The sequence below is a fragment of the Anaerococcus groningensis genome, assembly GCF_046365465.1.
In the GTDB taxonomy this organism is placed as follows: Bacteria; Bacillota; Clostridia; order Tissierellales; family Peptoniphilaceae; genus Anaerococcus; species Anaerococcus groningensis.
This window is the reverse complement of sequence record NZ_JBGMEG010000003.1, coordinates 128,407-152,430: the sequence shown is the minus strand read 5'-3', so window position 1 is coordinate 152,430 and position 24,024 is coordinate 128,407. Positions and strand designations below refer to the sequence as shown.

Annotated in this window: 26 protein-coding genes; 19 read left to right on the top strand and 7 right to left on the bottom strand. The window is 32.7% G+C overall.

Annotated features, from left to right (window positions below; genetic code table 11):
• The first annotated feature begins 57 nt into the window (after positions 1-57).
• From AB9Q04_RS02345 to AB9Q04_RS02310, 8 genes are all read left to right on the top strand, one after another.
• Positions 58-996, top strand: a complete 939-nt coding sequence (locus AB9Q04_RS02345) for a DMT family transporter (RefSeq protein ID WP_410023775.1) — start codon at positions 58-60, stop codon at positions 994-996.
• Between the two features lie 54 nt (positions 997-1,050).
• A complete protein-coding gene (locus tag AB9Q04_RS02340) occupies positions 1,051-1,311 on the top strand; it encodes a hypothetical protein (protein WP_410023774.1) in 261 nt (86 codons plus the stop codon).
• A 99-nt stretch (positions 1,312-1,410) separates the two neighbouring features.
• Positions 1,411-2,412, top strand: a complete 1,002-nt coding sequence (locus tag AB9Q04_RS02335) for a LacI family DNA-binding transcriptional regulator (RefSeq protein WP_410023773.1) — start codon at positions 1,411-1,413, stop codon at positions 2,410-2,412.
• Positions 2,399-3,289 (top strand): ribokinase, encoded by an 891-nt coding sequence (locus tag AB9Q04_RS02330; RefSeq protein WP_410023772.1) that lies wholly within the window; start codon positions 2,399-2,401, stop codon positions 3,287-3,289. Before AB9Q04_RS02335 ends, AB9Q04_RS02330 begins: the two co-directional genes overlap by 14 nt.
• Positions 3,289-3,681, top strand: coding sequence for a D-ribose pyranase (rbsD, locus tag AB9Q04_RS02325; RefSeq protein WP_410023771.1), 393 nt, complete (start codon positions 3,289-3,291; stop codon positions 3,679-3,681). Before AB9Q04_RS02330 ends, rbsD begins: the two co-directional genes overlap by 1 nt.
• Positions 3,682-3,689: 8 nt before the next feature.
• On the top strand, positions 3,690-5,171 hold the full coding sequence (locus AB9Q04_RS02320) for a sugar ABC transporter ATP-binding protein (RefSeq protein ID WP_410023770.1): 1,482 nt from the start codon (positions 3,690-3,692) through the stop codon (positions 5,169-5,171).
• Positions 5,168-6,112 carry an ABC transporter permease gene (locus AB9Q04_RS02315; RefSeq protein WP_410023769.1) on the top strand — a complete coding sequence of 315 codons (945 nt, stop codon included), beginning with the start codon at positions 5,168-5,170 and terminating at the stop codon, positions 6,110-6,112. Before AB9Q04_RS02320 ends, AB9Q04_RS02315 begins: the two co-directional genes overlap by 4 nt.
• A 9-nt stretch (positions 6,113-6,121) precedes the next feature.
• Positions 6,122-7,069, top strand: coding sequence for a D-ribose ABC transporter substrate-binding protein (locus AB9Q04_RS02310; protein WP_410023768.1), 948 nt, complete (start codon positions 6,122-6,124; stop codon positions 7,067-7,069).
• A gap of 69 nt (positions 7,070-7,138) precedes the next feature.
• On the opposite strand, the gene AB9Q04_RS02305 is transcribed toward AB9Q04_RS02310, so the two are convergent.
• Together AB9Q04_RS02305 and AB9Q04_RS02300 are read right to left on the bottom strand one after the other, a co-directional pair.
• Entirely contained in the window at positions 7,139-7,399 is a 261-nt protein-coding gene (locus AB9Q04_RS02305) for a hypothetical protein (RefSeq protein ID WP_410023767.1), read from the bottom strand.
• A complete protein-coding gene (locus tag AB9Q04_RS02300) occupies positions 7,399-7,878 on the bottom strand; it encodes a dihydrofolate reductase (protein WP_410023766.1) in 480 nt (159 codons plus the stop codon). Before AB9Q04_RS02300 ends, AB9Q04_RS02305 begins: the two co-directional genes overlap by 1 nt.
• 63 nt (positions 7,879-7,941) lie before the next feature.
• On the opposite strand from AB9Q04_RS02300, the gene nagA reads away from it, so the two are divergent.
• Positions 7,942-9,069 (top strand): N-acetylglucosamine-6-phosphate deacetylase, encoded by a 1,128-nt coding sequence (gene nagA, locus AB9Q04_RS02295; RefSeq protein WP_410023765.1) that lies wholly within the window; start codon positions 7,942-7,944, stop codon positions 9,067-9,069.
• 28 nt (positions 9,070-9,097) lie between these two features.
• On the opposite strand, the gene AB9Q04_RS02290 is transcribed toward nagA, so the two are convergent.
• Positions 9,098-9,739, bottom strand: a complete 642-nt coding sequence (locus AB9Q04_RS02290) for a YczE/YyaS/YitT family protein (RefSeq protein WP_410023764.1) — start codon at positions 9,737-9,739, stop codon at positions 9,098-9,100.
• 163 nt (positions 9,740-9,902) lie between these two features.
• Here AB9Q04_RS02290 and fsa point away from each other — a divergent pair, with 163 nt between their 5' ends.
• The 5 genes from fsa (at position 9,903) to AB9Q04_RS02265 (ending at position 14,837) form a co-directional block, all read left to right on the top strand.
• Positions 9,903-10,556 carry a fructose-6-phosphate aldolase gene (gene fsa, locus AB9Q04_RS02285; protein ID WP_410023763.1) on the top strand — a complete coding sequence of 218 codons (654 nt, stop codon included), beginning with the start codon at positions 9,903-9,905 and terminating at the stop codon, positions 10,554-10,556.
• Positions 10,557-10,676: 120 nt separating this feature from the next.
• Positions 10,677-12,671 carry a transketolase gene (tkt, locus tag AB9Q04_RS02280; RefSeq protein WP_410023762.1) on the top strand — a complete coding sequence of 665 codons (1,995 nt, stop codon included), beginning with the start codon at positions 10,677-10,679 and terminating at the stop codon, positions 12,669-12,671.
• A 113-nt stretch (positions 12,672-12,784) separates the two neighbouring features.
• On the top strand, positions 12,785-13,348 hold the full coding sequence (locus AB9Q04_RS02275) for a chromate transporter (protein WP_410023761.1): 564 nt from the start codon (positions 12,785-12,787) through the stop codon (positions 13,346-13,348).
• Entirely contained in the window at positions 13,338-13,895 is a 558-nt protein-coding gene (locus AB9Q04_RS02270) for a chromate transporter (RefSeq protein ID WP_410023760.1), read from the top strand. Before AB9Q04_RS02275 ends, AB9Q04_RS02270 begins: the two co-directional genes overlap by 11 nt.
• 9 nt (positions 13,896-13,904) lie before the next feature.
• Positions 13,905-14,837, top strand: a complete 933-nt coding sequence (locus AB9Q04_RS02265) for a DMT family transporter (RefSeq protein ID WP_410023759.1) — start codon at positions 13,905-13,907, stop codon at positions 14,835-14,837.
• A 42-nt stretch (positions 14,838-14,879) separates the two neighbouring features.
• Here AB9Q04_RS02265 and AB9Q04_RS02260 read toward each other — a convergent pair whose 3' ends face one another.
• The 4 genes from AB9Q04_RS02260 to AB9Q04_RS02245 form a co-directional block, all read right to left on the bottom strand.
• Positions 14,880-16,100, bottom strand: coding sequence for a diphosphate--fructose-6-phosphate 1-phosphotransferase (locus AB9Q04_RS02260; protein WP_410023758.1), 1,221 nt, complete (start codon positions 16,098-16,100; stop codon positions 14,880-14,882).
• A 77-nt stretch (positions 16,101-16,177) separates the two neighbouring features.
• Positions 16,178-17,119, bottom strand: coding sequence for an alpha/beta hydrolase (locus AB9Q04_RS02255; protein ID WP_410023757.1), 942 nt, complete (start codon positions 17,117-17,119; stop codon positions 16,178-16,180).
• Positions 17,120-17,136: 17 nt separating this feature from the next.
• Complete coding sequence (locus AB9Q04_RS02250) at positions 17,137-17,937, bottom strand: Cof-type HAD-IIB family hydrolase (protein WP_410023756.1); 801 nt, start codon at positions 17,935-17,937, stop codon at positions 17,137-17,139.
• A gap of 43 nt (positions 17,938-17,980) precedes the next feature.
• Positions 17,981-18,487: a PTS sugar transporter subunit IIA gene (locus AB9Q04_RS02245; protein ID WP_410023755.1), complete on the bottom strand. Its 507-nt coding sequence runs from the start codon at positions 18,485-18,487 to the stop codon at positions 17,981-17,983.
• 171 nt (positions 18,488-18,658) lie between these two features.
• On the opposite strand from AB9Q04_RS02245, the gene hcp reads away from it, so the two are divergent.
• The 5 genes from hcp (at position 18,659) to AB9Q04_RS02220 (ending at position 23,986) form a co-directional block, all read left to right on the top strand.
• Positions 18,659-20,278, top strand: a complete 1,620-nt coding sequence (gene hcp / locus AB9Q04_RS02240; protein WP_410023754.1) for a hydroxylamine reductase — start codon at positions 18,659-18,661, stop codon at positions 20,276-20,278.
• 129 nt (positions 20,279-20,407) lie between these two features.
• Positions 20,408-21,055 carry a Crp/Fnr family transcriptional regulator gene (locus AB9Q04_RS02235; RefSeq protein ID WP_410023753.1) on the top strand — a complete coding sequence of 216 codons (648 nt, stop codon included), beginning with the start codon at positions 20,408-20,410 and terminating at the stop codon, positions 21,053-21,055.
• Positions 21,056-21,091: 36 nt separating this feature from the next.
• Entirely contained in the window at positions 21,092-22,570 is a 1,479-nt protein-coding gene (locus AB9Q04_RS02230; protein ID WP_410023752.1) for a hypothetical protein, read from the top strand.
• 59 nt (positions 22,571-22,629) lie between these two features.
• Positions 22,630-23,163 (top strand): DUF4367 domain-containing protein, encoded by a 534-nt coding sequence (locus AB9Q04_RS02225; protein ID WP_410023751.1) that lies wholly within the window; start codon positions 22,630-22,632, stop codon positions 23,161-23,163.
• Positions 23,164-23,209: 46 nt separating this feature from the next.
• Positions 23,210-23,986, top strand: a complete 777-nt coding sequence (locus tag AB9Q04_RS02220; protein WP_410023750.1) for a putative ABC transporter permease — start codon at positions 23,210-23,212, stop codon at positions 23,984-23,986.
• The last annotated feature ends 38 nt before the right edge of the window (positions 23,987-24,024 follow it).

The window sequence follows — 24,024 nt, the reverse complement described above, 5'->3', positions numbered from 1 at the left end:
AGGAAAAGCTAAAACGAAAGAAGTGATATATTTTAGCTATATCACTAAGGAGGAAATATGACAGAAAAGAAAAAACGTGATAGTAGCACGATGGCCAAACTGGGCTTACTAATCACAGCAATCCTTTGGGGTTCATCCTTAACAGTGGTAAAGGGTGCAGCAGATACCTTTAACCCAAACTTTATTTTGATGGTAAGATTTGCTTTATCAGCAATCATACTAGCAATTATTTTTAACAAAAAAGTTAGAAAAGCTACAAAAGATGATTTAAAATCTGGATTTATAGTAGGATTTTTCTTATTTATAGCTTACTCATCACAAACTTTAGGTGTTACATACGCAGATCCAGGTAGAAGTGCTTTCTTATCAGCATCCTATTGTGTAATAGTACCATTCTTATCATGGGCAGTTACCAAACATAGACCAGATAAATACAATATTTGGGCAGCAATTATCGCAATTATAGGTATTTATCTTATCTCAAAATCTGGTGTTGAAAAAGGAACTTCAATCTTTAATGCTAGTAGAGAAATGAGGCTAGGTGATGGTCTTGCTTTACTAAGTGGTTTCTTATTTGCAGCACACATAGTTGCAGTAAACCAATTTACTAAAGGTAAAGACCCAATTTTAATGACTATCTTCCAATTTACATCAGCAGCAATTCTTTCTGCTATCGTTACATTAATATTTGAAGATAACTCAAACATGGTAGTTAATTCATCAAGACCAATCCTTGAATTACTATACTTAGCTATATTCTGTACAACAGTAGCATTACTATTACAAAATATAGGACAAAAATATACCGACGAATCATCAGCAGCAATTATTCTTGGATTTGAATCAGTATTTGGTATTCTAATCCCAGTTATGCTAGGAATTGAAAGTTTAACAGCAATGTCAGTTGTAGGATTCGTGCTTATGTTCGCTGCAATAATGATATCAGAAACAAAACTATCATTCTTGCATAAGGATAAGGCTCAACCAACAGCCTAGTAAATTTACCCCAAAATTTTAAAAATTTTGGGGTTATTATTTTAAGGAGATAAGATGAAAGATGACAATATAGATATTAGGGGCATAAAACTAACTAAAGGTCAAGCTATGGCCATAGTAAGATTTATTATAATTATAGGAGTAGCTATATTTTACAATTACCCACCTGAAACTATTAGGGAGGATAATCTTATAACCTACTCCAATTCGCCATTTTTATATGGTTTTCATACCATGTGTATTTTTTTAATAATTACTCAAGTTATAAAAATTTTTGAAGATTTAATCTATAATAACGAAAAAGTCTCTAAGTAAAGCTTAGGGACTTTTTTTTGTTTATTTTATAAAATAGATTGACAATAATTGTCTAGGATGTTATTATAAATGCGATTAAAACGTTTTAACGAGGATAGTATGGCTAATATAAAAGATGTAGCAAAGCTAGCAGGTGTTTCTATCACAACTGTTTCTATGGTTTTGAATAATACTGAAAATAAAATATCAGATGCCACTAGAAAAAAAGTAATGGATGCTGCAAAAAAGCTAAGTTACAATCCAAATAGTTATGCAAAAGCCTTGGCCAGCAAAAAAAGTAATATAATTATGGCCATAGTGCCAGATATAAATAATCCATTTTTTTCACAACTCGTTAAAGAGCTAACTGGTTTTGCTCAAGAATATTCGTATTTCTTATATATCCACAATACAAACAACAAAAAAATAAAAAGGCAAGAGTTTGAAAGTCTTATTGTCAGCAATTTTTTTGCAGCAACCCTAGTTGTTGATAGAAATGTAAAGGGCCTAGATGAGGATTTAATAAAAAAACATAATATAATCTTTTTGGATGAAGTTGACTTTAATGGCAGAGATAGCCAAATAGTTACTGGCAACAACGAAATGGGTGGCTATATGGCCATGGAATATTTAATCAAACGAGGTTTTAGAGATATAGGCCTTCTAATAGGCCCAAGGTCAACTGCAAATTCTTCTAGAAGGCTTTCTGGAGCTATAAAAGCTGCCATGAATTATGACATATACATAGATCAAAAAAATATTATCCACGGAGACTATACTTACGAAGAAGGCTATAAGGCTGGTAAATTTTTTAAGCAAAGAAATGTAGATGCAATCTTTTCCTTTGCTGATATGTCTTCTTATGGGCTTATAAATTATTTTGCTGAAAATAATATAAGAATCCCTTATGATATTTCTCTAATAAGCTATGATAATTTATTTTTAAATAAGATAATCCCACCAAGGCTTACATCAGTGGATCAAAACCTAAAAGAAATAGCAGCAGCAGCTATAAAAATGGCTGATGCTTTTATAAAGAAGGGCATCGTCCAAGAAAAAATACTGGTGAAACCAAAGATAGTAGAAGGAGAAAGTGTAGGTTTTAAAAATGAAAATAATTAATTTTGGCTCTTTAAATATAGATATTTTCTTTAGAGTAAATCATATAGTAAGACCTGGAGAAACTATTAGTGCCCAAAGTATCGAGAAAAGAGCAGGGGGCAAGGGACTTAATCAATCAATAGCCCTTGCAAAAACTTTTGATAAAGTCTACCATGCAGGAAGCATTGGTATGGATGGATCTTTTTTAAAAGAATATTTATCTGGCGAAGGCATAGATACAAGCTACATAAGACAATCAGAGGCTTCTACAGGTAATGCCATTATTCAAGTAGATGATAAGGGCGAAAACTCCATAATTTTATATAAGGGTGCCAATTTTGATAATGACAAGGACTTTATAGATGAAGTTTTAGCAGATTTTGATAAGGATGATATCCTAGTCTTACAAAATGAAATAAACAATATGGCTTACATAATAGATAAGGCTCACCAAAAGGGAATGAAAATAGTCCTAAACCCATCACCTATTACAGATAAGGTAAAAGACTTTGACTTTAATAAGGTAGATTTACTTTTAGTAAATGAAACTGAAGCGTGCGCTATATCTGAGTGTGAAGATATAGAAAAAATCATTGTTTATTTTAGGGAAAATTATGAAAATTTAAAGGTAGTAATAACCCTAGGTAGTCGCGGGTCAATTTTTGTAGATAAGGATAATGAAATTAGCCAAGAAGCCTACAAGGTAGAAGCAGTTGATAGTACAGGAGCAGGAGATACTTTTACAGGATTTTTTGTAGCAGAGTTTTACAAAAATACAGAGGTTAAAAAATGCCTAGAGCTTGCAACTAAGGCCTCAGCCCTATCTGTTATGAAAAAAGGAGCGAGCATATCTATCCCGTCTTTAGAAGAAGTGGAAAAATTTAAGGGAGAAAACTAATGAAAGAACATGGAATATTAAACAGCGAGATATCAAAAAGATTATCAGACCTAGGCCATACAGACTTAATTGCTATTGGTGATTGTGGACTGCCTATAGATTCCGATAAAAAAATTGACCTTGCCCTAAAACTAGGCGATCCAAAATTTATTGATGTCCTAGAGGTTTTGTTAGAAGATTTTGGCTGTGAGCATTACATACTAGCTAGTGAAATAAAAGAAAAAAACCCAGACCAAGAAGCAGCTATCAAAAATCTTTTAGCGGGTGTCTCTAGCGAATATATAAGCCATGAAGATTTTAAGAAAAAACTAGATGAAGTTAAATTTGTCATAAGAACTGGTGAAAATACCCCATATTCTAACATAATCTTAAGATCAAAAAATATCTTTTAGGAGTATATATGATTATTCAAATGAAAGATATCTACAAATCTTTTGGCAAAAATGATGTGCTAAAGGGTGTAGATTTCAATTTGGGTGAGGGAGAAATCCACGCCCTAGTTGGTGAAAATGGAGCTGGGAAGTCAACACTTATGAATATTTTATCTGGTGTTTTAAATGAAGATGCCGGAAAAATTATTATCGATGGCAAAAAAGTAAATATTACCGATACCAATATCGCCAAAGATTATGGTATAAGCTTTATCCACCAAGAACTAAGTGACTGGCCAGAGCTAAGTGTTATGGATAATATTTTTATGAATAACGAGCTAAGTAAGGGCCTATTTTTAGATAGAAAGTCCATGCGCAAAAAATGTATAGAACTTCTTGAAAAATTTGACCTAGACATAGATCCAGATACTAAGGTTGCAAAATTATCTGTTGGCCAAAGACAGATGATGGAAATAGCTAAGGCAAATTTAAATAAGGTAAATGTACTAATCTTAGATGAACCAACAAGTGCCCTAACTAACAATGAAATAGATAAGTTATTCTTACTTATCAAAAAACTTAGAGATGATAATGTATCTATGATTTACATATCCCACCGTATGGAGGAAATATTTTCTCTAACTGATAAGATAACAGTCATGCGTGATGGAAAATCAGTTGCTGTTATGGACACGTTTGCTACCAACGAAAAAGAAGTGGTTTCTCACATGGTTGGGAGGGATATAGGTGATTTTTACCCAGAAATGGATGCTAAAGTTTCTGATGTCAAAATTGAACTTAAAAACTTTTCTAGGGATGGATATTTTGATAATGTAAATATAAATGCCAAAAAAGGTGAAGTTTTGGGTGTAGCTGGTCTTATGGGGGCAGGTAGAACAGAGATAATGAGATCCCTTTTTGGACTTGACCCAAAAGATAGCGGAGAAATCTATATCGACGGCAAAAAGGTAGAAATAAATAAACCAACTGATGCTATTAAAAATAAAATTGGCTTTGTAACAGAAAATAGGCAAGAAGAAGGCCTAGTTCTTGATGAGTCTATAAGAGAAAATATATCACTTTTAAACTTTAACCAATTTACTAATAAGTCCTTTATAGATAAGAAAAAAGAAAGAGACTTATCAAATTCCCTAGTAGATTCTTTTAGAGTCAAAACCCAATCTAGTGAAAGCAAGGTACTTGATTTATCAGGAGGTAACCAGCAAAAAGTTGTTTTTGCCAAATGGTATGCCATAGGTCCTGAGATTCTAATTTTAGATGAACCTACCAAGGGTGTAGATGTGGGTGCCAAAAGAGAAATATATGATTTGATAAAACAATTAACCCATAAGGGAGTATCAGTAATCCTAATATCAAGCGATCTTCCTGAATTATTATCTCTTTCTGATCGTATATACGTAATTCATGAAGGAAAAGTAAATGGAGAGCTTTTAAGAGAAGAAGCCGACCAAGAAAAAGTAATGACTCTTGCTACAGGAGGAAAGCTATGAGCAATTTTAAAACAAAAATGAAAGAAAATCAGAATTTGGGTACGATATTAGCCTTAATTATCCTTATGGTTTTTGTAAGCATACTAAATCCTACATTTTTACAGGCAAATAACCTGATGAACCTTATGAGGCAATTAATAATAAATGGATTTATTGCCCTAGGTATGACCTTTGTAATCCTAACTGGAGGCATTGACCTATCAGTTGGATCAACATTAGCTCTTACATCTGCAATTTTTGCAGGACTTTTACAAAATGGAATGAACACAGGTCTTGCAATATTAGTAGCTGTAGGTCTTGGTTTAATTTTAGGTTTAATAAATGGAATCTTAATTACAAAGGGAAAGCTAGCTCCATTTATAGTAACGCTTGCTACCATGACAATTTTTAGGGGCCTTACCCTAGTTTACACCGACGGTCGTCCTATAGCTGGACCAAAGGATAACTTTGCCTTTAAGTTTTTAGGTAAGGGTCAATTTTTCGGCATCCCTTTTCAAGTAATATTATTTATCCTAGCCTTTTTATGCCTATGGATTATCCTAAATAAAACATCCCTAGGCCGCAAAATATATGCAGTAGGGGGCAATGAAAAGGCAAGTTTTATTTCAGGTATTAATATAGATAAGGTTAAGATTTGGGTTTATGTTATATCATCCCTTATGGCGGTCTTATCAGGTTTAGTTTTAACATCTAGATTAAATTCTGCTCAGCCAACAGCAGGAGCAGCTTACGAAATGGATGCTATAGCTGCAGTTGTCCTTGGTGGTACAAGTATGACTGGTGGTAGTGGATCACTTACAGGAACCCTAATCGGTATTTTGATTTTGGGAGTGCTTAATAACGGACTTAATTTATTGGGAGTTTCAAGCTTTTATCAACAAATAGTAAAAGGGATTGTAATATTAATTGCAGTTCTAATTGACAGAAAGAGAAACAAATAGGAGGGTAATATGAAGACAATTAAAAGATATTTATCAGTAGCTTTTCTAGCCTTATTTGCCTTTACAGGCTGTTCTTTAGAGGGAGAAGATAATAATGCTAACACAGATACAAAAACAGAAACAAGTGATACAGCCCAAGCACCAAAAACAGAGGGTAATCTTAAGATAGGTGTATCACTTTCAACACTAAACAACCCATTTTTTGTATCTATTAGAGAAGGTATAGAAGAAGGTGCTGGTTCTGAAACAGAAACAATAGTTTCAGATGCACAAAACGATTCTTCAGCTCAAAGTAACCAAGTAGAAGATCTAATTACACAAGGAGTTGATTTAATAATAATAAATCCAGTTGACTCAACAGCCATTGCACCATCTGTAGAAAAAGCAAATGAAGCAAATATTCCAGTTATCTGTGTCGATAGGGGAACAGATTCAGGAGATATAGTAAGCTTTATAGCAAGTAACAACATTGAAGGCGGTAAGATGGCTGGAGAATATATCCTAGAAAAAGTTGGAGAAAATGCAGAAGTTATCCAACTAGAAGGAATACCTGGAGCAAGCTCTACCCGTGAAAGGGGAGAAGGCTTTAGTGAAGCAACAAATGGGAAAGTTAACCTAGTAGCTAGCCAAACAGCAAACTTTGACAGAGCAGAGGGTATGAGTGTTATGGAAAATCTACTTCAAGCTCATCCAGATGTAAAAGCAGTTTTCTGCCAAAATGATGAAATGGCTCTAGGCGCTAGTGAAGCAATTAAAGCTTCTGGTAAAGATATAGTAGTAGTTGGTTTTGATGGAAACGATGATGCAATAAGTGCAGTAGAAGAAGGATCCATGTCAGCAACAGTTGCCCAACAACCAAAAGAAATGGGTAAACTTGCCATAGAAACTGCTATTAAATACCTAAAAGGTGAAACAGTAGACGAACAAATTGACTCACCACTAGAATTAGTTAACTAATAAAACTTAAATTCCCGATAAATCCCATAAAAAGGGCCGGTAGCAAAACTACCAGCCCTTTGTTTTTTTCTATTTTTTTAGTTCTTCTAAGAAATCCACCTTTTCACCATCAACAACTCTTGATGGGATACCGATTCTAGATTCTTCTCTTACTTCCTTGTAGCCATCTAAATTATCACGGTATTTTAAAAGTCTTTTTAAATCTAATAAACTTTCAGATATATTAATTATTTCTATACCTTCATAATTTTCTGGATTTGCCTCATAGTCTTTAAAAACTCTTTGGCAATGTGGACATTTATTACTTACAAAAATTTCTGTTTTACTCATTATTTCCTCCTATAAGTTACATAAGAAAAATGTATACCATTTTCTTCGTAGTTTTGAGATTCACTTACCAGTTTAAAATCTTTGTCTTGGTCAAAGTTATGCAAGTAGGTATCGGCATCTTTTTTTGCCTTTATTTTTGTAATAATGGCTTCATCTATATATGGCAAAAATATATCTACTATTTCTGCTCCACCTATTACAAAAACTTCCTTTTTGCTATCTTTGATATATTCTAAAACATCATCTGGATTATTAAAAACTTTTGCATTTTTAGCCTCGTAATCTAGATTTCTTGTTAAAACAATATTTTTCCTACCTGGTAAAGCCTGTCCTATTGACTCATAGGTATTTCTACCCATTATCACAATCTTTCCATAGGTAGTATCCTTAAAGTGCTTTAAATCTTTTTTTATATGAAAAAGCATCTTATTATCTTTACCTATACCCCAATTTTCATCAACTGCTAGTATTAATTTCATTTTTTAACTCCTAGACTTATAATACCCATTGTCAATGGGTAAAATACTAGAAAAGGAGCGAATATGTTTTATAAAGCAAATTATATTATTTTAGAAGATAAAGTTTTAGAAAATTATTATATGGAAGTAGAAAATGGTAAAATCAAATCATTTTCCAAAGATGAACCAGAAGAATATGAAGATTTGGGAGAAATAATTGCTCCAGGTTTAGTAGACACCCACATTCATGGTTACCATGGAGTAGATATCATGAATGCCAAAAAAGGTGCCCTAGAAATTATTTCAAAAGGTCTTTTAGAAACGGGAGTTACAAGCTTTTTGCCAACAACCCTTACAGATTCTACAGAAAAATTAAATGAAGCATGCCGAGTAGTCGGTGAAGAATATAAGGATGTAAGTGGGGCAAAAGTACGTGGGATATTTCTAGAAGGCCCATTTTTCACAGAAAAATATAAGGGTGCTCAAAATGAAAAGTATATGTCAGACCCAGATATAGAAAAATTAAAAAAATGGAAAGACTTATCAAATGGTTTAGTAAATAAAATTGCCATAGCTCCAGAGCGCGAAGGAGTAGCAGATTTTATTCATAAGGCAAATGCCATGGGCGTTGCAGTAGCCCTTGGCCACTCTGATGCAAGCTATGAAGATGCCATAGCTGCAGTAGATGAGGGAGCAAATATATTTGTCCACACTTTTAATGGCATGAGTGGACTTCATCACAGAAATCCTGGCATGGTCGGAGCAGCTATGAATTCAGATGCCATTAGCGAATTAATTTGCGATGGTTACCATGTAAATCCAGCCAGTGCAAATATTTTAATGAATGCAAAGGGTCGCGATAAAATTGCCCTAATTACAGATTGCATGTCAGCAGGTGGTATGGCAGATGGTGATTATAAACTAGGAGAATTTGATGTAATAGTAGCAAATGGAACAGCTAGACTAAAAGAAGGTGGCAACCTAGCAGGATCCATTTTAAAATTAAAAGATGCAGTAAAAAATGTTGTCGATTGGGAAATAGCGGATGTTTTTGAAGCAATCCAAATGGCAAGCCTAGTACCAGCAAAATCGGTAGGTATAGATGATGTGTGTGGAAAATTAAAGATCGGTTATGATGCAGACTTTATAGTCTTAGACCAATCTTTAGATTTAAAATCCACCTACTTAAATGGAGAAAAAGTATTTGGATAAAAAAAAACGCCCTAAAAAGGGCGATTTTTTATGCCAAGGGCAGGCTAATATTAAACATATTTAGGATTTTTTTAGTAGAAGTTTTAGTAAAAAATTCAACCAAAGGACCCATCAAAAGTAAATTTATAACAGTACCAAGCCCTAGGGGAGCCTTGCCCAGATATCCCATCAAAATTGAAACGCCATCGGTAATAATACGAGAAAGTCCTAGGCTAAGTTTAGGATTTTTTTTATTTATAGTAATAAACAAAGAATCATAAGCCGAAACCCCGATATCTACATTGGCATATAGGGAGACATTAAAGGCCATCAAAAGATTGGCAAAAATTAAAAGTCCTATGCTTTTAAGAAGGCTTGGATTGGTATATAAATTATTGATAAACATCTGACTATAATCAGTGACAGGGCCAATTACCAAAAGATTTATCAAAGTTCCCATACCAATCATAGGTCTATTTAAGAAAAATATTAGTATTAGAATAACAGCATTTACAATAGGATAGATATATCTAAAGTCTATCTTAGAAGAATTAGAAATGCCAATAATAGATGAAGTAAAAGGATCCACTCCAAAAGCAATAACACGCATAATACCAATAGAAATACCAATAAAAATAGTAGCTAGCAGAGCAATAGTAACTCTAGAATCAAATTTATCAAAACGTTTCATAAAACCTCTTTTTTACCTTATACTATACTCATTTATATTTTTTTACATATGGGATATCCTTAATTTGTATCAATATATAATAAAATTATACAACTAATTACGTTTTCTTATTAAACTCTATCATGGTATAATAGGCTTAGAATCTTTTAAAAGGAGTTTGATGATGAAATTTTTCTTAGACACTGCAAATATTGAAGAAATTAAAAGAATTAATGACCTTGGTCTTGTTGATGGGGTTACCACTAACCCATCTTTAATCAATAAAGAAGGTCGTGATTTTAAGGAAGTTATTTCTGAAATTACTGAGTTAATTGATGGTCCTGTTTCTGCTGAGGTAACTAGCTATGATTATGAAGGCATGGTAGAGCAAGCTCGTGACCTTGCTAAATGGGCGGATAATGTTGTTGTGAAAATTCCTATGACGGAAGATGGGCTAAAAGCCATACACACTTTAAATAAAGAGGGAATAAAAACTAACTGTACATTGATATTCTCTGTTTCCCAAGGAATCATGGCTATGAAAGCTGGTGCTACTTTCATCTCACCATTTATGGGTAGAGTGGATGACATGGGTGAAGATGGAGCGCAATTAATAGCTGAACTTCGTGATGTAATTGATATTTACGGTTACGAATCAGAGATAATTGCTGCAAGTATCAGACACATCAATCATCTTGAAAAAGCAGCTTTAGCTGGTGCACACATTGCAACTATTCCTGGTTCACTATTTGAAAAATTGTGGACACACCCACTTACAACTGCTGGTATAGAAGCTTTTGTAAAAGACTGGGATGATTTTGAATCTAGAAATAAATAATAAACAGGGTGGGTCAAAGGACCCTCCCCATTTTTGATTGGTCGATTTAATTGCTATTAAAAATCTCTTGATGTTATAATATAATCAAGAGATTTTTTTTAAAACTAAAAAGGAGAAATTATGTTTAACAAAAATGATGATCGTGCAATTAGTGCTATTCGTGCCCTATCTCTTGCCCAAATAGAGGCGGCTAATAGTGGGCACCCAGGGCTTCCTATGGGGGCTGCTCCTATGGCTTATGTTTTATGGAACAAATTTTTAAAGGCAAATCCTAAAAACTCTAACTGGTTTAACCGTGATAGATTTATTTTATCAGCAGGTCATGGCTCTTCTATGCTTTATTCACTTTTACACTTAGCAGGCTATGATGTAAGTATTGATGATTTAAAAGACTTTAGACAATTAAATGCCAAGACAGCAGGCCACCCAGAGCGTGGACACATTGATGGAGTAGAGGTAACTACTGGGCCACTTGGTCAAGGTTTTGCCCAAGCAGTGGGTATTGCGATGGCAGAAAAACATTTGGCTGCTATCTATAACAAAGATGATGCGCAAGTTATCGACCATTATACTTATGTACTTTGTGGTGATGGTGACCTTATGGAAGGTATTTCATATGAAGCAATGAGTCTTGCTGGTCATTTAAATCTTTCAAAATTAATTGTGCTTTATGATTCAAATGATATTTGCTTAGATGGATCTACAAATACTACTTTCTCTGAAGATATAAAAAAACGTGCAGAATCACTAAATTGGAACTACTTAAAGGTAGAAGATGGCAGAAATCTTGATCAAATTTATGAAGCTATCACCCACGCCAAGGGTAATTTCCATGGCCCAACCCTTATTGAAGTAAAAACAATTATAGGATACGGATCAACTAACCAAGGTACAAACAAAGTTCACGGAGCGCCAATCGGAGCAGAAGAATTTAAAAAAGCTAAAGAAATCTACGAATGGACTGAAGATGACTTTAATATCCCAGATGATGTTTACCAAACCTTTGCTGATGGTATTATAAAAACTGGTGAAGAAGAAAATCAAAAATGGGATGAGCTTCTAAAAACATACGAGCAAAAGTATCCAGAAGATTACAAAAACCTAATGGCAGGTATTAATCGCAAGTTACCAGAAAACTTTATTGATGAAGTTAAAAAATACACGGCAGATGATAAGGCAATAGCAACCCGTGCATCAAATGGAGAAATCATCCAAGATTTAGCAAAGATTAATCCAAACTTCTGGGGCGGATCTGCAGACTTATTCTCATCAAATAAAACAAATATCAAAGATACTGTAGCCTTTACAGATAGAACACCAGAAGGACGCAATGTTTGGTACGGGGTACGTGAATTTGCTATGGCTGCAATAGGAAATGGTATCATGGCCCACGGCGGAACTTGGCACCATGTTTCAACATTTTTTGTATTTACAGACTACTTAAAACCAGCTATTAGATTATCTGCCTTATCAAAATTACCTTTAACATATGTAATGACCCACGATTCTATAGCAGTTGGTGAAGATGGTCCAACCCATGAACCAATCGAACAATTAGCAATGATTAGATCAATTCCAGATACTATTATGCTAAGACCAGCTGATGCAAATGAAATAAGACTTGCTTGGAAACTTGCCCTAGAATCAAAAGAAAAGCCAGTTGTGATGGCCCTTACTCGTCAAAATGTTGGAAACCTTGCTGAAACAGAAAATATTACAGACATCAATAAGGGTGCTTATGTAATTTCTGATAGTGAAGGAAGTCCAGATGCTATTATTATTGCAACAGGATCAGAAGTAGAACTTGCCCTAGAAGCTAAAAAATTATTAGCAGAAAACGGAAAAAATATCCGTGTAGTCTCTATGCCATCTATGGAATTATTTAAAGAGCAAGATGAAGCTTACAAAGAGGAAGTTTTACCAAAAGAAGTTACAAATAGAATTTCTCTTGAAATGGGATCTACATTTGGCTGGGCAGAATGGACTGGAACAGACGGACTAAATATCGGCATAGATACATTTGGTTTATCAGGTAAAGGTGATGAAGTTACAGCAGAATTTGGCTTTACACCTGAAAAGATAGCAGAAAAAATAACTAGCAAATATTTTAATTAATATAATTAAATAAGCTCTATCCCCAAATGACTAGAATTTGGGGATATTTTTATTCTCTAATTGCTGGGGAGTTGTGGTAGAATATTATCTAGATAAACAGAAATGAGGAATGGATGCAAAAAGAAAAAAACTTGTGGGATTTGTTTAAATCAACTCTTTACCTATCAGCCTTTACCTTTGGCGGGGGCTATGTAATTTTATCTTTAATGAAAGAAACCTTTGTAGAAAAATTAGGATGGATAGATAAGGATGAAATGTTAGATATGACAGCCATTGCTCAATCAGCACCAGGTGCAGTTGCGGTAAATGCTGCTGTTGTTGTAGGTTATGAAACTTTAGGACTTGCTGGTATGCTTGTAGCAATTTTGGGAACCATTATCCCGCCACTAATTATTATCTCATTAATTTCTATGGCCTATGAGGCCTTTATTACCAACCAGTATATAGCCTTATTTTTAAAGGGTATGCAGGCTGGGGTGGGTGCTTTAATTATAAAAGTTGTAATTGATATGGCAAGAGATTTATTAAAAAAGAAGGCTCCAATTATTCCTTTTATAATGGTTATAAGCTTTGTTCTAGGATTTTTCTTTGATATAAATGTGATTTATATTATCTTATCTTTAATTGTAATTGGAATGATTTATACATTTGTGAAAAGAGGTAGCCATGCTGATTAAATTATTTATAAGTTTTTTGAAAATCGGCCTATTCTCCTTTGGTGGAGGTTACGCAGCTCTTCCAATCATCCAAGAAGAAGTGGTGGATTTAAATAATTGGCTATCTTTAAGTGAGTTTAATGATTTGATTACCATATCTCAAATGACCCCAGGACCTATTGCGATAAATTCTGCAACCTTTGTTGGCACCCGTCTGGCAGGTTTACCTGGGGCTTTGGCTGCAACCTTAGGGTGCGTTTTGCCATCTGCAATTATTGTTGGTACAATTTCTTATTTTTATAAAAAATATAAAAACTTAGATGCCATGACCAATGTCCTATATTTTCTAAGGCCAGCCATTGTCTCTATGATTTTAATAGCTGGTATACAGATTTTAAGGACGGCATTTTTTACAAGTGATACTATTGCTTTTGCAAATCTTGACTATCTAATGGTTGGTATTTTTGCCCTTAGCCTTCTTGCTATGTTTAAACTTAAAACTGACCCTATAAAGATTATGCTTGCTAGTGGGGGTGTCTATCTACTAATTTCTAGTTTTATACTTTAAGGAGAATGAATGAAAGTAAATTTAAAAGATAAGAATACTGCAATTATATTTACGCTTTTTGCTATGTTTTTGTGGGGATCTGCAGTTCCAACTATAAAAACGACTTATAGGATTCTCGATGTTACAGGAACGGATACTGGCGCTCAGATTTTAATAGCTGGTATTAGGTTTTTTCTAGCAGGAGTTTTGGCCTTTATTTATTACAAGACCATTAATAAGAAAAAGGTGGAAAAAGAGAGTATAGACTGGAAATATATAATTGTTCTTTCTCTCATCCAAACATTTATTCAATATATGATTTATTATATAGGTATGAGCAATACTGCTGGCATTAAGGCATCTATTATACAAGCCATGAATTCATTTATAGTAGTTATTTTATCAGCCATTATGCTACCAAGTGAAAAAATAAATAGTAGAACCATTCTTGCAATTTTGCTTGGAACCTTGGGTATAGTTGTTGTAAATGGTGGGCTTACTAATTTTAGGAGTGGTTTTACCCTTATGGGCGAAGGTTTTATTTTAATAGCGACAAGTTTTAACGCTCTTTCTGCAGTTTATGTAAGGAAATATGGAGCCAGCCAAAATGAATTTTTTGTAACTTCTGTACAGTTTATCCTAGGATCTATTCCATTAATTATTATTGGCCTTATTATGAATACTAATACATTGATTTTTACACCACTTGCAATTATTTTACTTATTTATGGGGCCTTCATTTCTGCAACAGCCTATGTAATTTGGAACATAGTTTTAAAGCACCATGCAGCAGGAGAAATGGGCATGTATAAATTATTTATTCCTATATTTGGTTCTATTCTCTCTGTATTTATTCTAAGAGAAACCTTTACTGTTAACCTACTTATAGGTCTTATATTAGTAATACTTGGCTCTTTAATTTTAAATATTAATAAGGATAAAAATTTTTCTAAGAAAGTTTAGATTTAAAAAACTCTACTAGGTTTTACCAAGTAGAGTTTCTATTTATCTTATAAAATCATCCAGTTTTACAAAAACAGGCATGCCATTTTCATAACTTTGTTCTATACTTCCTTCTATGAGAGGAAGTGTGTAGGCGGTTATTTTTTCTTCTAGGGTCTTTTTGTCAATCAGCCAAGATTCAGGTATTTTCATTTCTTTATTGGCAATTTTTTCAGGACTTACAGCTTCATAGTAAACTTCGTAACCGCCTATATCTTTTCTTTTTAAAACGGGAATAAGATTGGTTTTCTCCATGCCAATTTTAACAGCTTTATATCCTAAATTATATGCTTCGTTAGCATCATTTTTACTAATTAGATTACTTGTTCTTTGGACAATAGAAAGTTCTACTGCACGAGATTTTATTTTTAACCTACTTCGAACAATATCAGCCAACCTACTAGCAACTCCAGATACTATTTTGTGGCCAAAAGCATCATTTTTATTAGTAAAGGTTTCTTCATCTAATTTATTGTCTTTATCTCTAAAACCTTCTGCCACAGCAATTATAAGATTACTTTCATATTTTAAAGCATCATCGATTTCATCAAAAACTTGGTCCAGAGATTTTTTATCTTCTGGTAGATAAACAAGATTTACTACCTCTTTTTCCATTTTATAATTTGCAGTTAAAGATGAAGCTGCAAGCCATCCTGCGTGCCTACCCATGATTTCCACAAAAGTAACTGATTTTAAATCGTAAATATCTACATCAGTTCTTAAAGTTCTAAGAGTTGATGCTATGTATTTTGCAGCAGATCCAAATCCTGGTGAATGATCCATTTCCATTAGGTCATTATCAATAGTTTTTGGACAACCTATGATATTTATGCCTATTATATTATTTTCTTTCATATAAGCATTTAGTTTCATAACTGTATCCATAGAGTCATTTCCACCTATGTAGACAAAGGTTGATATTTCATAAGCCTTTAAAGTCTTAAATATTTTTCCAAAAACCTCATCATCAAATGATTCTGGAAGCTTAAAACGACATGACCCTAGGATAGAAGAAGGTCTAGCCATTAATTTATCTTTAATATTATTATTCTTATATTTTTCCTTATCTACTTCCTTGATTTCATCATTTATTATCCCCTCGATGCCATGAAGGCTTAAATAAATTTTATCAAAATTATTGTCAATTCCAGCAGAAATTACTCCAGCTAAAGATGAATTGATAACACTAGTCGGTCCACCAGACTGAGCTACTATAATATTCATTAATTATTCTCCTTATATTTAAATCTTAGTAACTAATACTACTTTACTATTAATTTGTTATTATCTTAAATAAGCTTTTATAAATCATCTATAAACTTAAAAATCTTTTCATAATAAATATCTGCATCATAGAGTTTACTTTCAGCATGGCCTGCACCTTTTGCTATGTGAATGTCTTTTTTGCCGTGGTGGGCTTTATAGAGGTTTTGGCACATTTCTACTGGGACTAGCTTATCCTCTCTTCCATTTATAAACATAACTGGGATTTTTGTTTTTTTCATAGAATCTATATTTGATTTAAATAAGTCTGCTCGAATTGTTGGTTTTATAAATAAATTTGCTACTAGGGCTACTGGTTTAGTTAAAAATTTTATTTTATCATGGACTTGGTGGGCATACATTTCATAGTAGCTGGTATACCCGCAATCTTCTATGCAGGCTATAATATCTTTGGGATTTTCTCCGGCTAGAAACATAGCTGTTGCAGCACCTAGGGATTCGCCTTGTAAAATTATTTTTGCACCTGGGTAGTCAGCCTTTATCCACCTTATCCATGCTTTGATATCCTCTTTTTCTTTTATCCCATAGGTCGTAAAAATTCCTGCACTATTGCCGTGGCCTCGCAGGTTTGGAGCAAGGATAGAAAAACCTCTTTTGTAATATTCATCGGCTATGGTAAACATGGTTTTATTTATAGCAGTATAACCGTGGATTAAAATTACCCAAAGATTTTTATTGGCTCCTAAAAGGTAAGATCCTTCTAGTTTTGTGGAATCATAACTTCTTATAAAGACATCATCCATTATATTTGAGTAATGATTTACTATAGCTAAAACTTTATCACGGTCTTCAAAGTGTTTTTCACCTGCATGGAGGGCCGCGTTTTCTTTTATATCTGGCCTGTAATCCATATTGCCTAGTTTTACGTTTAACCAAGTATTTAGCTTTGCTATATGACTTGCCATAACAATTACAGCCAGAATAATGGTTATTATAATTAATATTCTAATTACTCTCATAAGCCTCTCCTAAAGACTTAATTTAATACAAATTTCTCCAAATAATCCGCTATACCATCTTCATCATTTGATAAAGTTACATAGTCTGATATTTCTTTTATTTTATCTACTGCATTGCCCATAGCAACACCGACACCAGCAACTTCTATCATTGTTTCATCGTTTAGCTCATCTCCAAATGCAATAATATCTTTTTGATCAATTTCATAGTATTTGGCAATTTCTAATAAACTATTGCCCTTTGAAAGACCCTTAGGCATGACTTCGTAATATATTCTTTGGCTTCTGACTTGGGTAGTGGTTGCTCCATATGTATCACTTAAAAGTGGTAAATGTTCTTCTAATATTTCTGGCTCACTTGCAAATATTATTTTATTCGGTGCAAAATCTATGTTTTCGCGTAGGCCTCTGATAGCTTCTGTATTTACCTTTAGTAAATCCCTCTCGTAATCTAAAAATTTATTTTGCCTATCAGATATAATGTAATCTTCTTTTGGAATTATTATTTCTAGGGGCAAATTTTTGGTTTCTTCTAGTATTTTCTTAGCTAAGTTTAAATCCAAGGTGTGGTTTGAGATTACTTCTCCAGTTGCAAAATTTGTAATAGCTCCACCATTATAATTTGAAAGAAGACCGCCGTATTTTTCAAATTCTAATTCTTTTGCTAGGTGGACTACACCTGCAGTAGGTCTGCCAGAAACTATAACTATCTTATGACCCATTTCACCGGATTTTATTAGTGTATCTTTGGTTTTTTCTGAGATTTCATTATTGCTATTTAAAAGTGTTCCGTCTACATCTACAGCTATTAATTTCATATTCTTTTCCTTAATTTAATAAAAAGGTATCAAAACTGATACCTTAAATTTCTCTTACCTCTATTAGCTGGTCGCCATGGCTTACCTCACCATATTTTAAAACATTTATTTCATAGCCATCTGGGTTTGTAATTATGATAGGTGATTGGGTAAATTTGCCACTGGACTTTATTTGCTCAATATCAAAATCTAATAATAAATCACCTTTTTTTACATCTTGCCCTTGGTTAATTTTTATATCAAAAGGTGCTCCAGCAAGATCTACTGTATCAAGACCTATATGAATTAAGATTTCAAGACCACTAGTTGATGTGATACCAATAGCATGGCCTGTATCTGCAACCATCGCAATATTTCCATCAACTGGTGCATAAACTTTGCCCTCACTTGGAATAATCATTACGCCTTTTCCTACAATATTTTGAGCGAAAACTTGGTCGTCACATTCTGCTATATTTTTTGCTTCTCCACTCATTGGTGCTAGAATGATATTAGCCTTAGGGCGGGTGTTTTCCTCTGTTTTTGATTTAAATATATCAAAAAGTCCCATATACTCCTCCTTAAATTTCAAAACTTTTCTATAATTATACCCATAAGTATTATAGGTTTTTTGTAGGAAAAAGACTAACTTGTAACATATGTTACTGACTTTATATAAAATCTATTTTATACTATAATCATAGTAGATATTTAATGTTTAAATTTACAAAAGGAGTAATATATGTTTTGTTATCAATGTCAAGAAACAGCTAAAAACGAAGGATGTACTATCCAAGGTGTTTGTGGTAAAAAAGAAGATACTGCAAATAGCCAAGATTTATTAATATATGTTACAAAAGGTCTCGCAGAAGTTGCTAATAGACTAGGTGATGATAATGAAAAAGTTTATGATAAAATTTCAAGAAACTTATTCGTAACAATTACTAATGCAAACTTTGATACTAAAGCAATCTTTAAAATAGTTAAAGAAACTATAAAAATGAAAGATGAACTTTTAGAAAAAATAGATGATAAAGAAGGCTTATCTGATTTTGCTCTTTATTCATCAATGGATGATAGCGAATTAGAGAGAAAAGCTATCGAAGTTGGCGTTTTAAATACAGTAAATGAAGATGAAAGAAGTCTTACTGAACTTACTACTTACGGTTTAAAGGGAATGGCAGCTTATAACCACCACGCAAATGTCTTAGGCTATAGAGACCCAGAAGTTGATAAATTTATTGCCAAAGCTTTAGAAGAAACTACAAAAGCTGATAAAGAAATACCAAATCTAATTGACCTTGTAATGGCAACTGGAGAACATGGAGTAAAAGCTATGGCTCTTTTAGATAAGGCAAATACATCAAGCTATGGTAACCCAGAAATTACAGAAGTAGATTATTCTGCAGGAAATAAACCAGGAATTCTTATCTCAGGTCACGACCTTCACGATATGAAAATGCTTTTAGAGCAAAGTAAGGATAGTGGGGTAGAAATCTATACTCACTCAGAAATGCTACCTGCAAACTATTATCCAGAATTTAAAGAGTATGATCACTTCCACGGAAATTACGGATCCAGCTGGTGGCACCAAAATGAAGAATTTGAAGCTTTCAATGGTCCAATTTTAATGACAACAAACTGTATTGTACCAATGAAAAAAGATAATTCTTACCAAGATAAGATGTTTACATCAGGTCAAGCAGGCTACCCAGGATGCACCCACATCGAAGCTGATGAAAATGGCTACAAAGATTTCTCAGAGATAATAGAACTTGCTAAAACTTGCGAAGCTCCAACAAATCTAGAAGATTTAAAAGTAACTGGAGGTTTTGCCCACAACCAAGTTATTCAATTAGCAGATAAGGTTGTAGAAGAAGTTGAAGCTGGCAATATTAAAAAATTCGTAGTAATGGCTGGCTGTGATGGTAGATTTAAAGAAAGAGATTATTATTCAGAATTTGCCCAAAAATTACCAGAAGATCATGTAATATTAACAGCAGGTTGTGCAAAATACAGATACAACAAATTAGGTTTAGGCGATATAAATGGAATCCCAAGAGTATTAGATGCAGGTCAATGTAATGACTCATACTCATTAGTACAAATTGCCCTAGCATTAAAAGATGCTTTTGGCTTAGATGATATCAATGATTTACCAATCGAATACAATATTGCTTGGTATGAACAAAAAGCAGTAATAGTTTTACTATCACTACTAAGCCTTGGAGTAAAAAATATCCACCTAGGACCAACTCTACCAGCATTTTTATCACCAACAGTTGTAGACTTCTTAGTAGAAAACTTTGGTATTGCCCCAATTTCTACAGTAGAAGAAGACCTAGCAACAATGACAGCTTAATAAAATATATTAATCAGGTTCTAAAAAGGACCTGATTTTTTTATACAAAATATTTTAGATAAGTAGAGTAATTAGTAAAATACATTGAAAAATTTACTTTCTTTTTCTATACTTATATTGAGGTGAAATATGAATTTAAGAGAAATTGCACTTTTTAAAAACTTATCTGATGAAGAATTAAAAATATTGATTCAAAAAACAAAATTTGAAGAAAAAATCTATTCAAAAGATTCGCAAATATTTACTGTTGGAGAAGTTACTGGTGCTATGTATTACTTGATTGAAGGTAGTATTTTAGTTTATAAAATAGATCCTAATGGCAAAAGATTTATCATTAGAAAATTTAATAAACCAGCAATATTTGGGGAAGTATACTCCTATTTTGAAGAACCCTTTGATTTTTCTGCTCAAGCAGAAACTGATTCCAAAGTACTTGTAATCCATGATTTTAAAAAACTTTTTGCAGATGATATACCAAGAAATTTTTTAATCTCCTATACAAACTTAGTTTCTAAAAAATGCTTGCAACTAAGTAGATCAAATCAGATTACTTCTCAATCTACACTAAGGCAAAAAATAGCAAAATATTTAATAATAAATGAAGAAAATGAAATGGTAAAAACTGATTTATCTCGTGAAGAATGGGCTGATATATTAGCTACTACTAGACCATCTCTTTCCAGAGAACTTTCCAATATGGTTGATGATGGACTTATCGAAGTTAAGGATAAAATTATAAAAATAAAAAATCGTAGTCTTTTAGCTGATATCATTTAAGAAAAAACAGGGTATCAAAGCATTAAGGAGAGGATTATGAATTTAAATAAAAATTACCAAGAGGATTTTGATAAGATAAGCAAATCAGATTTAAAAACGCGACTTGCAAGACTTTCAAGGATATGTGAAAATTTGGAAATACCTGTATTGGTGATGATAGATGGTTTTGAGTCCTCAGGCAAGGGTTATGTGATTAATGATTTAACTGAAGAGCTCAATCCAAAATATTGCAATGTTGAAGTTTTTGAAAAAGATGAAGAATATGATAAAAAATATCCCTTTACAAAAAGATTTTTTGAAAGCATCCCTAAAAAAGGACACATAAAAGTTTTTGATAGGTCATTTTATTATAAATTGTTTGACGATATAAATGTTAATGACAAAGATTTGGAAAATAGAATTCAGTCATTAAAAAAAGTTGAAAAAATGCTTTATGATGACCAGACAATAATTATAAAACTTTTCTTAAATGTAAGCGAAGATGAGCAAAAAAAACGAATTAAAGAATTAGAAAATAGTAAACAAAAAAGCTTTTATTTAACCCAGTCTGATAAAGATCAAAATAAAAACTATAAGGAATATCAAAAGCACTTTGAAAATATTTTAGAAAAAACAAATTTTGATTTTAGTCCTTGGACCATTATTGACAGTAACAATTTGAAAAAAGCCTCCAAGGGAGCTCTCTATCAAATGTTAGAAGAACTTACAATAGGACTAGAACGCGTATCAACTCAAAGAATTGATAGCAAAAACGAAGAAAGATCTTATAGCAATCCAATAAAAGTAATAGAAAATTTAGACCTAAATAAAAGTATCTCGGATAAAGAATATGATGAGAAAAAAGACAAGTTAGAAAAAGAAATCAAGGATATTCTTTTTCAATTTTACGAAAGAGGTATTTCTACAGTTTTAGCATTTGAAGGTGTAGATGCCGCTGGAAAAGATGGGGCTATTGAGCGTTTGATAAAAAAAGTTGACCCAAGACTTTATACTGTCCATGCTATCTCTGCACCAAGCAAAGAAGAAAATGAATATAATTATTTATGGAGATTTTATAATAAATTACCAGAAGATGGTTATACGGGGATTTTTTCTAGATCATGGTATGGAAGAGTAATGGTTGAGAGAGTAGAAGGATTTGCTAGTACAAATGAATGGGCTAGAGCCTATGATGAAATACTAGAGTTTGAAAAACAAATTGCTGAGCATGGAACTTTAATCTTGAAATTTTTTGTAGTAATAGATAAAGATACCCAATATCAAAGATTTATGGATCGTGAAAATAATCCTGATAAAAACTATAAAATTACAGATGAAGATTGGCGCAATCGTGATAAATGGAATAGCTATATCGATGCTATGGATGAGATGTTATATAGAACAAATGTCGACTATGCTCCTTGGATAATAGTGGAAGGTAATCAGAAACATTATGCACGAATTAAAGTAATGGAGGAATTTTTATCAAGGGCTAAAGCTCATTTGAAAGAATATGATAAGAATAATAATAAATAATTTTTTATTTTTAAAATAAGTAGTATAATTATGCCTGTATGAATAAAAGGGGAGATTTTATGAGAAATAAGAGATATTTATCATTAGCTTTAATTTTAGCTTTATCTGCACCACTTACAGCTTGTGGCAATACACAGCCATCAGAAGAAAAACCGGCTCAAGAAACAAGCGAAGAAGTAAAAGAAGCTGAAAAAACTGGTGATGTTGCAGTAGAGCCAGTTCCAGCAAATGAAGTAGACAATAAAGATGCAGGAGAGAAGGGCATCTATGACCTAGAATTTGGCTACCTACCAGAAACATTTGTAGAAAACTTTAAAGATGAAAAAAATGACCTAAGAACTGTAGAATACATGGCAGAAAAAAATCCTGCTAAAAAAATTACAATACAAATCACACCAAAAGATGAAAGATTAGAAGAAATTGTAACAGTGCCAGCAGATGCAGAAGATATCACGATTGGCGAAAACACAGGAAAATTCTGGGATGATGGTTCATTTAACTACATTGTAATCAAGGTTGGAGAAAACCACATCTATACAAGAAGTACAATCGATAAAGAAGAAGCTATAAAAGTTATTGAAGAAATAAAATAAATTTGTAAGATATACTCTTAAGAAGTAATTCTTAGGAGTATTTTTTATGCAATATTATATATCATATTTTTTTATATATGCCATTATAGGCTGGATACTTGAAGTATCATTTCATGTTATAACTAAAGGAAAGTTTATAAACAGGGGATTTTTTAATGGACCATATTGTCCTATATATGGATTTGGAGCTTTATCGGTAATTTCTTTTTTAAATTTGGTAGGGGATGGTAATAAATTATTATTATTTTTTTCTGCTATGTTTATATCGACTTTATTAGAGCTTATAACGGGCTTTATTTTAGAAAAAATATTTCATAAAAGATGGTGGGACTATACTAGCTATAAATTTAACCTTGGAGGTTACATTTGTGCAGAATATTCATTATTATGGGGAGCAATATGTTTTATACTTTATGAAGCCATCCATCCACTTATAAAAAAAGCAGTAATTCTTATTCCAGCAAAAATTTTATTAAGTATAAATATTTTAATGCTAGTAGTTTTTATAATCGATTTTGTATCCACTGTGATAACCCTAATGGGTCTAAGCGATAAGTTTAAAGCTATAGAAAATCAATCAAAGGATATTAGAAAAGTTTCAGATGATATAGGCAGGAGAGTTGCCGATAAAACATTTATTGCCCTAGATAAGAAAAAGGAATTAGAAAGCTCAAAGTTAGCTAAGGGATTTGACGAAAGAAGTGCTGAGTTTAAAAGTTTATTTAACTCATCTGGAGAAAGAAGAATTTTACGTGCCTATCCTAATCTATTAAAAGATTTGGAAGCGAAATGGGAAAATATAGAGCATAGAAATAAAAAATAATAGTAGCAGGATATTTACAAATTTTATAACTATACCAG

What these genes read in the sequence shown, in the direction of transcription:
- AB9Q04_RS02270 (WP_410023760.1), top strand. Translation starts at nt 13,338, where the DNA reads ATGCTGATTAAATTATTTATAAGTTTTTTGAAAATCGGCCTATTCTCC.
- AB9Q04_RS02245 (WP_410023755.1), bottom strand. Translation starts at nt 18,487, where the DNA reads ATGGGACTTTTTGATATATTTAAATCAAAAACAGAGGAAAACACCCGC.
- AB9Q04_RS02330 (WP_410023772.1), top strand. Translation starts at nt 2,399, where the DNA reads ATGAAAATAATTAATTTTGGCTCTTTAAATATAGATATTTTCTTTAGA.
- AB9Q04_RS02335 (WP_410023773.1), top strand. Translation starts at nt 1,411, where the DNA reads ATGGCTAATATAAAAGATGTAGCAAAGCTAGCAGGTGTTTCTATCACA.
- AB9Q04_RS02225 (WP_410023751.1), top strand. Translation starts at nt 22,630, where the DNA reads ATGAGAAATAAGAGATATTTATCATTAGCTTTAATTTTAGCTTTATCT.
- AB9Q04_RS02265 (WP_410023759.1), top strand. Translation starts at nt 13,905, where the DNA reads ATGAAAGTAAATTTAAAAGATAAGAATACTGCAATTATATTTACGCTT.
- tkt (WP_410023762.1), top strand. Translation starts at nt 10,677, where the DNA reads ATGTTTAACAAAAATGATGATCGTGCAATTAGTGCTATTCGTGCCCTA.
- AB9Q04_RS02310 (WP_410023768.1), top strand. Translation starts at nt 6,122, where the DNA reads ATGAAGACAATTAAAAGATATTTATCAGTAGCTTTTCTAGCCTTATTT.
- rbsD (WP_410023771.1), top strand. Translation starts at nt 3,289, where the DNA reads ATGAAAGAACATGGAATATTAAACAGCGAGATATCAAAAAGATTATCA.
- AB9Q04_RS02305 (WP_410023767.1), bottom strand. Translation starts at nt 7,399, where the DNA reads ATGAGTAAAACAGAAATTTTTGTAAGTAATAAATGTCCACATTGCCAA.
- AB9Q04_RS02340 (WP_410023774.1), top strand. Translation starts at nt 1,051, where the DNA reads ATGAAAGATGACAATATAGATATTAGGGGCATAAAACTAACTAAAGGT.
- AB9Q04_RS02260 (WP_410023758.1), bottom strand. Translation starts at nt 16,100, where the DNA reads ATGAATATTATAGTAGCTCAGTCTGGTGGACCGACTAGTGTTATCAAT.
- AB9Q04_RS02255 (WP_410023757.1), bottom strand. Translation starts at nt 17,119, where the DNA reads ATGAGAGTAATTAGAATATTAATTATAATAACCATTATTCTGGCTGTA.
- AB9Q04_RS02300 (WP_410023766.1), bottom strand. Translation starts at nt 7,878, where the DNA reads ATGAAATTAATACTAGCAGTTGATGAAAATTGGGGTATAGGTAAAGAT.
- AB9Q04_RS02230 (WP_410023752.1), top strand. Translation starts at nt 21,092, where the DNA reads ATGAATTTAAATAAAAATTACCAAGAGGATTTTGATAAGATAAGCAAA.
- AB9Q04_RS02275 (WP_410023761.1), top strand. Translation starts at nt 12,785, where the DNA reads ATGCAAAAAGAAAAAAACTTGTGGGATTTGTTTAAATCAACTCTTTAC.
- AB9Q04_RS02315 (WP_410023769.1), top strand. Translation starts at nt 5,168, where the DNA reads ATGAGCAATTTTAAAACAAAAATGAAAGAAAATCAGAATTTGGGTACG.
- AB9Q04_RS02290 (WP_410023764.1), bottom strand. Translation starts at nt 9,739, where the DNA reads ATGAAACGTTTTGATAAATTTGATTCTAGAGTTACTATTGCTCTGCTA.
- AB9Q04_RS02345 (WP_410023775.1), top strand. Translation starts at nt 58, where the DNA reads ATGACAGAAAAGAAAAAACGTGATAGTAGCACGATGGCCAAACTGGGC.
- hcp (WP_410023754.1), top strand. Translation starts at nt 18,659, where the DNA reads ATGTTTTGTTATCAATGTCAAGAAACAGCTAAAAACGAAGGATGTACT.
- fsa (WP_410023763.1), top strand. Translation starts at nt 9,903, where the DNA reads ATGAAATTTTTCTTAGACACTGCAAATATTGAAGAAATTAAAAGAATT.
- AB9Q04_RS02250 (WP_410023756.1), bottom strand. Translation starts at nt 17,937, where the DNA reads ATGAAATTAATAGCTGTAGATGTAGACGGAACACTTTTAAATAGCAAT.
- AB9Q04_RS02320 (WP_410023770.1), top strand. Translation starts at nt 3,690, where the DNA reads ATGATTATTCAAATGAAAGATATCTACAAATCTTTTGGCAAAAATGAT.
- AB9Q04_RS02235 (WP_410023753.1), top strand. Translation starts at nt 20,408, where the DNA reads ATGAATTTAAGAGAAATTGCACTTTTTAAAAACTTATCTGATGAAGAA.
- AB9Q04_RS02220 (WP_410023750.1), top strand. Translation starts at nt 23,210, where the DNA reads ATGCAATATTATATATCATATTTTTTTATATATGCCATTATAGGCTGG.
- nagA (WP_410023765.1), top strand. Translation starts at nt 7,942, where the DNA reads ATGTTTTATAAAGCAAATTATATTATTTTAGAAGATAAAGTTTTAGAA.